The 13,189-nt window shown below is 63.2% G+C and carries 10 protein-coding genes; 7 read left to right on the top strand and 3 right to left on the bottom strand.

Annotated features, from left to right (window positions below; translation table 11 throughout):
* The gene (locus FQ705_RS24765) at positions 1-507 is read left to right on the top strand and encodes an OmpA family protein (protein WP_144145289.1); all 507 of its coding nucleotides are present in this window, start codon (positions 1-3) and stop codon (positions 505-507) included.
* A gap of 12 nt (positions 508-519) precedes the next feature.
* Here FQ705_RS24765 and FQ705_RS24760 read toward each other — a convergent pair whose 3' ends face one another.
* Positions 520-2,394, bottom strand: a complete 1,875-nt coding sequence (locus FQ705_RS24760; RefSeq protein ID WP_144145284.1) for a hypothetical protein — start codon at positions 2,392-2,394, stop codon at positions 520-522.
* Between the two features lie 255 nt (positions 2,395-2,649).
* On the opposite strand from FQ705_RS24760, the gene FQ705_RS24755 reads away from it, so the two are divergent.
* Positions 2,650-2,919, top strand: coding sequence for a hypothetical protein (locus tag FQ705_RS24755; protein WP_144145278.1), 270 nt, complete (start codon positions 2,650-2,652; stop codon positions 2,917-2,919).
* Between the two features lie 129 nt (positions 2,920-3,048).
* On the opposite strand, the gene htpG is transcribed toward FQ705_RS24755, so the two are convergent.
* Entirely contained in the window at positions 3,049-4,941 is a 1,893-nt protein-coding gene (gene htpG, locus FQ705_RS24750; RefSeq protein WP_144145274.1) for a molecular chaperone HtpG, read from the bottom strand.
* 80 nt (positions 4,942-5,021) lie between these two features.
* On the bottom strand, positions 5,022-6,476 hold the full coding sequence (locus FQ705_RS24745) for a PLP-dependent aminotransferase family protein (RefSeq protein WP_144145271.1): 1,455 nt from the start codon (positions 6,474-6,476) through the stop codon (positions 5,022-5,024).
* Between the two features lie 201 nt (positions 6,477-6,677).
* Here FQ705_RS24745 and FQ705_RS24740 point away from each other — a divergent pair, with 201 nt between their 5' ends.
* From FQ705_RS24740 to FQ705_RS24720, 5 genes are all read left to right on the top strand, one after another.
* Complete coding sequence (locus FQ705_RS24740) at positions 6,678-7,379, top strand: VOC family protein (RefSeq protein WP_144145267.1); 702 nt, start codon at positions 6,678-6,680, stop codon at positions 7,377-7,379.
* 73 nt (positions 7,380-7,452) lie between these two features.
* A complete protein-coding gene (locus FQ705_RS24735; protein WP_144145261.1) occupies positions 7,453-8,649 on the top strand; it encodes a PLP-dependent aminotransferase family protein in 1,197 nt (398 codons plus the stop codon).
* A 69-nt stretch (positions 8,650-8,718) separates the two neighbouring features.
* Positions 8,719-9,183 (top strand): RidA family protein, encoded by a 465-nt coding sequence (locus tag FQ705_RS24730; protein WP_144145258.1) that lies wholly within the window; start codon positions 8,719-8,721, stop codon positions 9,181-9,183.
* 169 nt (positions 9,184-9,352) lie between these two features.
* Positions 9,353-10,255, top strand: coding sequence for a PhzF family phenazine biosynthesis protein (locus FQ705_RS24725; RefSeq protein WP_144145256.1), 903 nt, complete (start codon positions 9,353-9,355; stop codon positions 10,253-10,255).
* A 422-nt stretch (positions 10,256-10,677) separates the two neighbouring features.
* A complete protein-coding gene (locus tag FQ705_RS24720; RefSeq protein ID WP_144145251.1) occupies positions 10,678-13,038 on the top strand; it encodes an EAL domain-containing protein in 2,361 nt (786 codons plus the stop codon).
* Positions 13,039-13,189 lie beyond the last annotated feature (151 nt).

Raw genomic sequence — 13,189 nt, 5'->3', positions numbered from 1 at the left:
ATGAAAAATTGGCTCACTGCAACGATGTGCACGACAACGATTCTGCTGGTGGCCGGCTGCACGGCCCCGTTGAATCGCGACACGGAAACCTCGCTGAACCATGCAGTCGGTATCGAGGTGACGCCGGTGGCTAACGGCGTCGCAGTCAGGCTGCCGGAATCGGCGCTGTTCGACTTCAATCAATCCGAGATTCGCGCCGATGCGATAACGGTGCTCAATCGTTCGGCGATTCTGCTCAAGCGCAGCCGGAAGCCGATTCTCGTCGAGGGCTACACCGACAATGTCGGCACGCTCGAGTACAACCAGCAGTTGTCCGAATCGCGGGCGACGGCGGTCGGCTACGCGCTGGTGGCGCGTGGTATCGAGATGGATCGGATCCGCACGAAGGGGCATGCGTATAACGACCCGGTGGCGAGTAACGATACGCCCGAAGGACGCGCCCTGAACCGTCGCACCGAGATCGTCGTACGCGGCGAAACGATGGAGACGCTGATGGGTAAGAACTAAGCGCTAGCCGAGTCAGCGCGCGCCGGGCTCTGGCGACCAGCCTGACTGCGAAGGCGCGCCGAGCCCTTGCAACCGCGCCACCACCCGCTCGACCACGGGCGCCCATGCGCCCGGCTCGGGTTGCCGGAACATCTCGACCGAGTCGTACCAGGCTTGCGACTCTTCATTGCCCCACGACCAGTGCGACACGTGATCGAGCATCGCGAAAACCGGTTGGCCTAGCGCGCCGCCCAGATGCAGCGGCGCGCTGTCGATCGTCACCAGCGCGTCGAGCGCGCTGAGATGAGCCGCCACGTCGTCGAAGCCGGCTTCATAGGCTTGCGTCAGGTCGCACACGGCGTGGCCTTGTGCGCACAAGGCGGCGACGTCCGCCTGCCGGCCGGGCGTGAGCGGATGAAATACCGCATCGGGCAATGCCAGTAGCGGCGTCAGCGCCGACAGCGGGATCGAGCGCCTGGCGTCCCGTCGATGACTCGGACTGCCTGACCAGACGAGCCCCACGTGCCGTTTGGCACCTGGCGCGCACGCCTGCACGCGCTCGCGCCAAACGGCCAGTCTGTTCGGCTCGGCCTGCAGATAGGCGGCGCCGCGCACCTGCTCAGGCCGAAGACCGAGCACGAGCGGCAGGCTCATCATCGGCAGACTGTAGTGCGGTGTGCCGAGCGGACCCGCTTCGATCGACACGCACTGCGCGTAAAACCGCGCGAACAGCGGCTGCAAGGCGCGACGCACGGCGAGCACGAGCCGGCCGCCTTCGTCGCTCACGCGCGCGGCGAGTTGCGGCACGTAGCGAACCATCTGGATGTCGTCGCCGCTGCCCTGTTCGCTGTGGACCACGAGCGTCTTGCCGGCAAGCGCCTCGCCCTGCCAGCGCGGACACAGACGCGTCATCACCGGGATGACATTGCTGGTTTCGCGATCGTCGCGCGCGAGACGCGTTTCGAAGCGCGGCCACGCGTCGGTCCATGCGCCGCGTCGCAATTCGAGGTCGGCCAGATCGAGCGCCGGCTGAATCGCGGTTGGATCGAGCGCGAGCGCTTCGTGCAAGACCGCTTCGCTTTCCGCATAACGCGCCTGTTCGCCCAGATACATGCCGATGGCGGCCCGCACGTTGACATTGCCGGGCGCGACGGCATCCACGGCGCGCATGGTGGCGACGGCCGCCGCCGCGTCGTTGCATTGCCATTGCGCGTGACTCAGTTGCCAGGCCATTTCCGCATCGGCGGGACGACGCGCCAGCATTTGCCGGCAGATGCGCTCGACAGTCGGCCAGTCGCGAATCTCGCGTAGCGCCAGCACGAGTTGTAACGGCAAGGCGGGATCGAGCGTGGGATCGAGTTCATACGCGCGGAGCAACGCCGTGCGACGCTCGGTCCGGGCGCACGGCTGCGTCGACGCCGTCAGCGCAATCGCCAGCCACCATGGGGCACGTGCGTCCTGCGGTGCGTGATGTGAGTAGGCGCGCAGCATATGCGCGGCCGCTGATAATGCGCCGCAGTCGTCGATCAGCCAGGCGATCCACGCCAGCGCTGCCGCTGGCGGTTGCGCAGCCAGCGCCCGTTCGCTGTGACGCTGCGCGGCGTCGGCATGGCCGAGTGCATCGGCGAACAGGGCGAGGCGAGCGTAGCGGACGGCGTGGGCGTTGGCGTGGGCGTGGGCATCTACGTTTGCATGCGCGCCTTCCCATGCCTGAGATGCACCGCGAGATGCGCTGTGATACGCCTCTTCAAAACGCCCTGCACTCGCACACAGATCCGCGTGCAATTGCAGCGTGACGCCTGACTCGGCAAGTTCGAGCGCGCGGCGCGCGGCAGTGTCGAAACCTTGCTCACGTAACAGCGACCACAAAAGACGAACGGAATCGGCCAACGGATTAGAAAGAGTCATCGCAGAACAGAAAAACGTAATCACAAAAATAAGATTGAATACACGAACGGCTTAAAGAGCACACCTATTCCCTTAAGCCTACGCATTTGATGCGCGCAAGCATAAGAGAAAATCCCGTTTTGACGTCTCATAAACCAATCTCAATTTATGGTCGTTGATTAGTTTTAGTTAGTTACCCATAATTATTTTCCATCGACCAAGGAGCCTTCCTCCAACAGTCGATTAATTCGACAATACTCACCACGGAGTCACGTTTTGAATACATCAAATTCGAAGGAAACGTCCGACCGCATCGCCCACCTGGCCGCAGTAGTTTTACGGCGTGCGGGCGCGGCGCATCAGGAAAAGGAATTGGCGGGTTCGGCGCTCGCGCAGCATCACACGACGAAACAGACCAGTCAGGCCATCGGCAGCCTTGCGGCCAAGGTGCTCGGCAGTCGTGCCGCGTGCCACGAGGCCAAGGAACTGGCCGGCTGTGTGCTATCGCAAGTGCGCCATTTACAGGGAAGCGCGCCCGCGAATTGAGCGCCAATTCCGATTGATTCAGAACGGCCGGCGCGAACTTTAATCCGCAGCGGGCAAAAAAAATGCGCTGCCGAGGCAGCGCATTTTCAGACATCAAACAGCTATCACGTCACTACAACGCACGTTCAATTAGCGCGCCAGCAGCAGCGCGTTAGTACGCTTGACGAAACTCGCCGGATCTTCCAGCGCGCCGCCTTCAGCGAGCAAGGCCTGATCGAACAGCAAGTGGCACCAGTCGTCGAAGTTCGCGGTGTCGGCATGCAGGCCCTTCACCAGCGCGTGTTCCGGATTCACTTCGAGGATCGGGTGGAACGACGGCGCTTGCTGACCCGCGGCCTTCAACATGCGCTGCAGGTAGCCGCTCATTTCACCGTCGTCGGCAACGAGGCAAGACGGCGAATCGGTCAGGCGGAACGTCAGGCGCACGTCCTTGGCCTTGTCCTTCAGCGCTTCTTTCATCTTCTCGACGAGCGGCTTGAACTCCTCACCGACCTTTTCCTGCGCCTGCTTTTCTTCGTCGTTCAACGCGCCCAGATCGAGGTCGCCGCGCGCCACGCTCAGCAGCGGCTTGCCGTCGAATTCGTTCAGGAACGAGAGCATCCACTCATCCACGCGATCGGTCAGCAGCAGCACTTCCACGCCCTTCTTGCGGAACACTTCCAGATGCGGGCTGTGGGTCGCGGCCTGCCAGGTATCGGCGGTCACGTAATAGATCTTCGTTTGCTCGGGCTTCATACGCGCGACGTAATCGGCGAGCGACACGGTCTGCTCCGGCGACTCCGTATGCGTCGACGCAAAGCGCACCAGCTTCGCGATGCGCTCGCGATTGGCGAAGTCCTCGCCGATGCCTTCCTTCAGCACCTGGCCGAATTCCTTCCAGAAGCCGGCGTACTTTTCCTTGTCCGTCTCGTTATCCGAGTTGGCCAGTTCTTCGAGCATCGACAGCGAACGCTTGGTCACGCCTTCGCGGATCGCCTTCACATCGCGGCTTTCCTGCAGGATTTCGCGCGACACGTTCAGCGGCAGATCGGCCGAATCGACCACGCCCTTCACGAAACGCAGATACGCGGGCAACAGCTGCTCGGCGTCGTCCATGATGAACACGCGCTTCACATACAGCTTCAGGCCGCCGCGATGGTCGCGGTTGAACATGTCGAACGGCGCGTGGGTCGGCACGTACAGCAGTTGCGTGTACTCGCTGCGACCTTCCACACGGTTATGCGTCCACGTGAGCGGGTCCTGGTGGTCGTGCGCGAGGTGCTGATAGAACTGCTTGTACTGTTCGTCGGTGATCTCGTTCTTCGAACGGGTCCACAGCGCGCTCGCCTGGTTGACCGTCTCGTCTTCGTCCTTCGTGACCATCTCGCTTTTTTCCGCGTCCCACTCTTCCTTTTGCATCAGGATCGGCAGCGCGACGTGGTCGGAGTACTTCTGAATGATCGACTTCAGACGATGCGACGACAGCAGTTCGTCTTCTTCCGCACGCAGATGCAGCGTGATGGTCGTGCCGCGCGCGGCGCGCTCGATCTGTTCGACCTCGAATTCGCCCTCGCCCGCGCTTTCCCAGCGCACGCCTTCCGACGCCGGCAAGCCGGCGCGGCGCGTTTCGACGGTGATCTTGTCGGCGACGATGAAGCCCGAATAGAAGCCCACGCCGAACTGGCCGATCAGCGCCGCGTCTTTCTGCTGGTCGCCGGAGAGCTTGCCGAAGAATTCCTTGGTGCCCGAGCGCGCGATCGTGCCGAGGTTGGCGATCGCTTCCTCGCGGCTCATGCCGATACCATTGTCTTCAATGGTGACGGTGCGCGCGGCCTTGTCGTACGACACGCGAATCCGCAGATTCGGATCGTTCTCGTACAAGGCGCTGTTTTCGATGGCTTCGAAGCGCAGCTTGTCGGACGCGTCGGACGCGTTCGAAATCAGCTCGCGCAGGAAAATTTCCTTGTTGCTGTACAGCGAATGAATCATCAGGTGCAGAAGTTGTTTTACTTCTGCCTGAAAGCTCATGGTTTCTTGTGCCATGGTCGGACTTCCTCTCTGTTGCGAATGGGGGTTCAGGGCTGCTGGATTGTCCGGTTAAATGGGGGCAAGCCAGCGCGGTTTCAAGAGGCCCGGCGCGCTACGCCGTCGAGATAGCGGCATAGAAACGTCGCCAGTTCCGGATCGCCGCAGTTGGCGATGTTGAAACGCATCCAGGTGGTGGGCGACTGCTGCGGCGAAAACAGGCTGCCGGGAGTCAGCAGAAAACCGGCCTCGTGGCCGGCGGCGGCCAACGCCGAGGCGTCGACGCCGGTGTCGGCCCAAAGGAACATGCCGGCGGCGGGCGTCAGGAACAGCTTCAGGCCGGTCTTCTCCAGCATCCGTACGGACTTTTCGCGCACCCCGTCGAGCCGCACGCGCAGCCGTTCCACATGCCGCCGGTAATGGCCCTCGGTCAGAATCTTGTAGAGCACGCGTTCGTTCAGTTCGGGGCTCGTCATGCCGACCAGCATTTTCTGATCGGCGACCGCAGTGGCCACCTCCGGCGCGCAGGCGATAAAACCTACCCGCAGATTCGGCGCGAGCGTCTTCGAAAAACTGCCCAGGTAGATCACGCGCTTCAACTGGTCGAGGCTCGCGAGCCGCGTGCCGGGATAGCTCGGCGGGCAGAGATCGCCGTAGATGTCGTCTTCGACGACGATGAAGTCGTACTCCTCGGCCAGCCGCAGGATGCGAAACGCCTGGGCCGCCGTGAGCGACGTGCCGGTCGGGTTCTGCAGCACCGAGTTGATCACCAGCATCTTGGGGCGCCACGTCTGCAGCAGCGACTCGAGCGCGTCGAGGTCCGGGCCGTCCGGCGTGTAGGGCATGCCCACCAGCCGCGCGCCTTGCGAGGCGAACCGGCCGAACATCTGAAACCACGCCGGATCGCCGACGATCACTGCATCGCCCGGCTTGACGTAAATGCGCGAAATCAGGTCGATGGCCTGAGTAATGCCGGACACCATCACGATCTGTTCCGGCGACGCGCCGATTTCCAGCTCCTCGAGCCGCGTCTGCAATTGCTGACGCAGCGGCAAAAACCCTTGCGGCGTGCCGATGCCGAGCATTTGCGCGCCGCTTTGCCGGCCCAGCGTGCGCAGCGCGTTGGAGATCAGGTCGCCATCGAGCCAGCGCGCGGGCAGATACCCGAGGCCCGGACTGCGCTCGGGCCGCGCGCCCGTGTGCAGCATGTTGCGCAGCAGCCAGACCACGTCGATGGTGGCCGGTGCGGGCGGCGCTTCGCGTGGCGGATGCAACTCGGCGACGGCCGCGCCGGCGAGCCGCTCGCGCACGTAAAAACCCGAACCGCGGCGCGACTCCAGAAAGCCTTGCGCCACCAGCCGTTCATACGCCTCGACCACCGTGAAGCGCGACACGCCTTTGTCGAGCGCCAGTTTGCGGATCGACGGCATGCGCATGCCGGGACGGAACACCCGTTCCTCGATACGACGACGCGCCCATTGGACGAGTTGTTCGACCAGCGTCATGGAGGCGGTGTCGTGCGGGGCGGGAATCTGGGCAAGCGGTGAGGACATAACAGGGCTCCAACTGTACCGAACAGTATCGAATCGATTGTACCGTTACTGTGCCGGTCGAGGCCGTTACATTTTGAGACACAAACCCTCCGCATGGCCCGTCGATCCGGCAAACGGTTATGCTTACGGCCCCGGCAGCGCGACCGCCCTACCCGGCCCGCTGCGGGCCACCGCAGAAAACCGTTTTTTTGCCGATCCGTCATGACAGCTCATTCGCTCCGTCTCGATCACCTCGTGATTTCCGCCCGCACCCTCGACGAGGGTACGCAGTACGTCGCCGACACGCTTGGCGTCGCACCGGCCGGCGGCGGGGCCCATCCGCTGATGCGCACGCACAACCGGTTGTTGAATCTGTGGGGCGGCGTCTATCTGGAAGTGATCGCGATCGATCCGCACGCAACGCCTTCAATCGACGCACCCGCCGAGGGCGGCACCGCGCGCGCCCGCCTGTTCGCACTGGACGACCCGGCCACGCAAGCAAGGCTCGAAAGCGGCCCGTATCTGTCGCACTGGGTCGCGCGGGTCGAACGACCGAAGCATTTGCCTACGTGGCAAGCCCAATACCCACAGCGAATCGCGCCGATCGTGCCGATGACGCGGGGCGATTTCACCTGGGGCCTGTCGGTGCCCGACGACGGCGCATGGCCCGCATGGCAAGGCGTCGGCGACGGTGTCCTGCCCTCGCTGATTCAATGGGACTCGCCACACCATCCGTCGACGGTCCTGCCGGAAAGCGGCATTTCGCTGAAAGCATTGAAAGCGACTCACCCGCAAGCCGACATCGTAGCGGCGCAATTGCAGTGGCTGGGCGCGGCGCATCTGATCGAATTGCAGTCCGCGCAGGGCGCCGCGACGCTCGTCGCGGAGTTCGAAACACCCGAGGGTCTACGGACCCTTAAATAAAGCAGCGCGCGCGGGTCGTCGACTCGGGCGATAATCGAAGTTTTGACCGGTTCCAGTACCAGCAGAGGAGACCATGGACCAAAGCGACCTGAAAGCCCCCATGTGGCAATTGTCCGAACGCGCACGCAAGCTCACGAGCTCGGCGATTCGCGAGATTCTTAAGGTCACGGAACGGCCCGAAGTCATTTCGTTCGCGGGCGGCCTGCCCTCGCCGGCCACCTTCCCGGCTGAACGCATGCGCGCGGCCGCCGACCGCATTCTGCGCGACGAGCCCGCCGCAGCACTGCAATACAGCGCGACCGAAGGTTTTGCGCCGCTGCGCGAATGGGTCGCGAAGCGCTACTCGGTGAACGGCGCCCAGATCCGTCCGAGCCAGGTGCTGATCACCACGGGTTCGCAACAGGCTCTCGACCTGCTCGGCAAAGTACTGGTGTGCCCGGACAGCCCCGTGCTGGTCGAAACGCCGACCTACCTCGGCGCGCTGCAATCGTTCTCGATGTACGAGCCGCGTTACGTGCAGGTACCGACCGACGAACAAGGTCTGGTTCCCGAAGGCCTGACACCCGAACTGACGGCCGGCGCACGCCTGTTGTACGCGCAACCGAACTTCCAGAACCCGACCGGCCGCCGCTTGCCGCTCGAACGCCGTCGCGTGCTCGCCGAGTTCGCCAAGACCGCGCCGTTCCCGGTGATCGAAGACGACCCGTACGGCGCGCTCGACTACGCGGGCGAACCGCTGCCCACCATGCTGTCGATGGCGCCGGATCACATCGTCCATCTCGGCTCGTTCTCGAAAGTGCTGGCGCCGGGCCTGCGGGTCGGCTACATCATCGCGCCCGAAGAGTTGATCTTCAAGCTCGTGCAGGCCAAGCAAGCCACCGATCTGCACACGCCGAGCTTCACGCAACGCATCGTCTACGAAGTCATCAAGGACGGTTTCCTCGACACGCACGTGCCGACCATCCGCGAGCTGTATCGCGATCAATGCACAGCCATGCTGGCTTCGCTCGAGCGTTATATGCCCGAAGGCGTGAGCTGGAACCGTCCGGAAGGCGGCATGTTCATCTGGGTGAATCTGCCCGCGCAAATCGACAGCATGAAGCTGCTCGAAGAGGCCGTCGCGCAGAATGTCGCGTTCGTGCCGGGTGGTCCGTTCTTCGCCGATGAAGCCCAGCACAACACGCTGCGCCTGTCGTTCGTCACGGTGCCGCCTGCGAAGATCGACGAAGGCGTGTCGCGTCTCGCCGCTCTGATCCGCGCGAAGGTCTGAACGCGGGTTCGCGCGAAGCCGGCGCGAACCTCGTCGACCACCCCATTCCTCTACTGACCAGGATTTAACATGGCTCAAACGAATGTGTACGACAAGCTCAAGGAACTGGGCATCGAACTGCCGACAGCAGGCGCGCCGGCAGCCGCGTATGTGATGAGCGCGCAAAGCGGCAACACCGTGTACCTGTCCGGTCACATCGCCAGGAAAGACGGCAAGGTGTGGACCGGCAAGCTCGGCGCCACGCTCACCACCGAGGAAGGCAAGGTCGCGGCGCGCTCGATCGCCATCGACCTGTTCGCCACGCTGCATGCGCACGTGGGCGATCTGAACCGCGTCACGCGCATCGTCAAGCTGATGAGCCTCGTCAACTCGACGCCCGAATTCACCGAACAGCATCTGGTCACCAACGGCGCGTCCGAACTGGTGGCCGATGTGTTCGGCGAGCGCGGCAAACATGCGCGCTCGGCATTCGGCGTCGCGCAGATTCCGCTCGGCGCCTGCGTCGAGATCGAGATGATCGCGGAAGTCGAATAAGAGTCGTCGATCCGATAAGCTGCGTCGCCGCAGCACATCGAACAGAACGCGTCGCGAGGTGTTAGTCACCCGCGGCGCGTTTTGCATTGGCGGCAAGGTGGATCGTTACCGCGTCAGCGGATAGAATCCGCGAACCCATCAAACGTTTGATTCGCCCGGACCGCGCCAGATGCCTGCACCTATCGTTCGCTTCAAACAAGTCGACGTGTTTACGTCGGTGCCGTTCAAAGGCAATCCGCTGGCCGTCGTGTTCGACGCCGACTCACTCGATGCGCATCAGATGCAGGCTATCGCGCACTGGACCAACCTGTCGGAAACAACCTTTCTGGTGAAGCCGACCGATCCAGCGGCCGACTATCACGTGCGGATCTTCACGACCGAAGGCGAGTTGCCGTTCGCGGGCCATCCCACGTTGGGCACCGCGCATGCGTTGCTCGAAAGCGGCTATCAGCCCAGGCAGGCCGGCAAGCTCGTGCAGCAATGCGGCGTGGGATTGGTCGAACTGAAGGCATTGCCTGAAACGACCGGCGCGAGCCAGCCACGATGGGCTTTCGCCGCACCGCCCGCGCGCGTCACCCCGCTCGCCGAAGATCGATACGCGGCGTTGTCCACGGCTTTACGTAGTGATGCGATCGACTTCAGCGCGGCCCCTTGCGCCGTCGACAACGGCGCACCGTGGCTCGTGGTACGCGTCAATTCAGCGCGCGCCTGTCTCGCACTCGAACCCGATGCCGCCGCGCTCGCCGAGATCGCGCATTCGGTAGGCACGCACGGCCTCGCCGTCTACGGTCCGCACGAGGCCGACGGCCCGGCAACCTTCGAGGTGCGCTGTTTGATGGCCGGCGGCGGCTTCGGCTTCGGTGAAGACCCGGTGACCGGCAGCGCAAACGCCGCGCTCGCCGGCTTGCTGAGCGCCCAGCAACTGCGTCCGGGCTCGCACTACACGGTACGCCAGGGCACTGCGCTGGGCCGTGCCGGTCAGGTGTCCGTGCACTACGACGACGCAAGCAACAAGACGTGGATTGGTGGCCCCTCGGTGACCATCGTCGACGGCAGCTTCCGGCTGCCGTGAGCGGCGCGCCGTGCGCCATACTGGTTGCACGCCAATGCCCGCCGCATAACGAGACGCTCGTCACCCACCTGACGGACCCTGGCACACCTGAATGCTGGCCGCCGAATCGTCAATCCCGATGAAACACTCGATGACAACCCCCAGGCCGCCGCGCCACGGCAGACCCCACCCATTACGCATGCAGCGCAAGACCGGGGTTTGCAGCGCCCGCGTATACCCGATGCCCGGACGCTTCCTTAATCCAGTGGCATTCAGTAATATCGACACGTACCCGATGACCCACGGACGGTCAGGCACGACGCAACGCCCCTTCCTTTGCGCAGTAGCTCCGGCACCTTGGTCACCATGCAGCCACCCATGAAATCAGCGCAGTCGATACTCGCGCGCGTCCATCCGGCCGGCAGCCAGACACGGGCCGGCCGATGAGCAAGTCACGCTTTCCCGAGCAGCGCGAAACCCGGCCTCGCCGCGATCCCGCAGTGTCGCGCCGTCGCGCGCTGCTGATTATTCCTGCACTCGGCGTACTGGTATTGATCCTGCTGTGGACCGTGATCTTCGCGCGCCTGTCGGTCGAGAAAGAAGCGACCAACCGCGAAGCGATGGCCTCCGCCGCGATTCTCTCGGCTGCACTGGAACAGCACACGGTCAAGGCGATTCACCAGGTCGATCAGATCACCCGCTTCGTCAAATACGAGTTCGAGAAGAGCCCTAACCGTTTCGATCTGGCGAGCACGGTGGAAAAAGGCGTCGTGCAAAGTGAAACGCTGGTGCAGGTGTCGTTGATCGACGAACACGGCACGCTGATCGCCAACACGGCCGAACTCAATCCGAAACATATCGATCTCTCCGACCGTGAACACTTCAAGGTCCACGAGCACGAGAACGACGACCAGTTGTACATCAGCAAGCCGGTGCTCGGTCGCGTGTCCGGCCACTGGACCCTGCAGATGACGCGTCGCCTGAATCACCCGGACGGCTCGTTCGCGGGCGTCGTGGTGGTTTCCGAAGATCCGAGCTATTTCACCAGCGACTTCTACAACAACGCGGCGATCGGTCGCGAAGGCGTGATCGCCGTGATCTCGGACAACGGCACCGTGCTCGCCCGGCGCACCGGCAGTTCCGACAGCGCCAACCGCGCGTTCTCGGCAAGCGGCTCGTATCCGACCTCCGAACACGTGTCGGGCACTTACGTCGATTCGATCGACAACGTCACGCGCATCGTCTCGTATCGCCATATCGACGGTTATCCGCTCGGCGTGCTGGTGGGTCTTTCCCAAGCCGAAGAATTCGCCGACTACAACCACACCCGCAACGTCTATCTGTTGATGGCGGGCTTCATCTCATTGGCGATGCTGAGCTTCTTCGCCGTGGCGACCGGCCTGATCGGCAAACTGCTCGGCCGCGAGCGCGAGATGACCCATCTGGTCGAATACGATCTGCTCACCGGCCTGCGCAATCGCTATGCAACGCTGCAAACGCTGCGCCACGATGTCGCGCAGCAGGCCAACCTGGGGCGGCTCGCGATTCTCTTCATCGATCTCGACAACTTCAAGACCGTCAACGACACGCTCGGCCATAATGCCGGCGACATCGTGCTGCAAATGACCGCCTCGCGCCTCGCCAATGCGGTCGGCGACAACGGCGCGCTGAGCCGCATCGGCGGCGACGAGTTCGTGGTGGTAATCAAGGGCGACGACGTCGAGAAACGCGCCGTGGCGCTCGCCGAAGCCGCCGCGGAAGCGTTCGCCAAACCGTTCGAAGTGCGCGGCAGCTCGTTCGTGCTGCATGCGAGCATCGGCATCGCGCTCTACTCGGTCGCCAACGAAAACGAAATCGACCTGCTGAAAAAGGCCGACCTCGCCATGTACAGCGCGAAAGACGCGGGCAAGAACTGCTACCAGTTCTATTCCCCGCAACTGTCGCATCGCGCGGATCATTTGATGAAGTGGGAACAGCAGTTGCGCGTGGCGCTCGCCGAAGGCCAGCTGTTCCTCGCCTATCAGCCGAAGATCGATCTGACGCGCCGCTGCATCACCGGCTTCGAGGCGTTGGTGCGCTGGAACCATCCGCAGCACGGTTTGATTCCGGCCAACGAATTCATCCCGGTGGCGGAGTCGACCGGACTGATCGTGCCGATCGGCGACTTCGTGATCGAAACCGCCTGCCGTCAACTCGCGCAGTGGCAACAGCAGGGTTACGACACGCTGTCGCTCGCGGTGAACATCTCGGCGGTGCAGTTCTGGCGCGGCGATCTGTACGAAACCATCTCGCATGCGATCGAGGAAAGCGGCATCTCTGCGCGCCGCCTCGAACTCGAAATCACCGAGACGGCGATGATGGAATATCCCGAACTCGTCTCCGAAAAAATCTTTGCGCTGAAGCGCCTCGGCATACGCATCGCGCTCGACGATTTCGGTACGGGCTATTCGTCGCTGTCGTATCTGAACCGCTTCTCGGTGGACACGCTGAAGGTGGATCGCTCGTTCATCCAGGCCATTCCGGGCGACCGCAGCGTGTGCGTGATGGTCACTGCGATCGTCAACCTCGCGCGCTCGCTTGGGCTGACGGTGGTGGTCGAAGGCACCGAGACGGAAGAGCAGATTGCGTGGCTCGCGGCGCTTGGCCATATCGAAGCGCAAGGCTTTTTGTTTTCGCGTCCGGTGCCGGTCGAGGCGATTCCGGCGCTGCTCGAACGCTTCGGCGTGTGCGGCATGGGCAACCGTCGCGCCGCCCACGCGACCGACAGTGTCAGCGGCGTATCGAGCGCCAGCACCAACAGCTAGACGCGGCGGCCCGCGGCGGGTTGGCCGCGCATTGACCGCGTTCCGTCCATTACCGCTCTGCCACAAAACCGGCTACATTCACGCACTACAACGTCACAGCGTGATGCCGGCCGCGGCCGCTTCGACATACACCTATACAACGACGATCCCT

The sequence above is a fragment of the Paraburkholderia sp. BCC1884 genome (assembly GCF_900996225.1).
Lineage (GTDB): Bacteria > Pseudomonadota > Gammaproteobacteria > Burkholderiales > Burkholderiaceae > Paraburkholderia.
The sequence above is the reverse complement of the archived record's forward strand: the minus strand, read 5'-3'. Positions and strand labels throughout refer to the sequence as shown.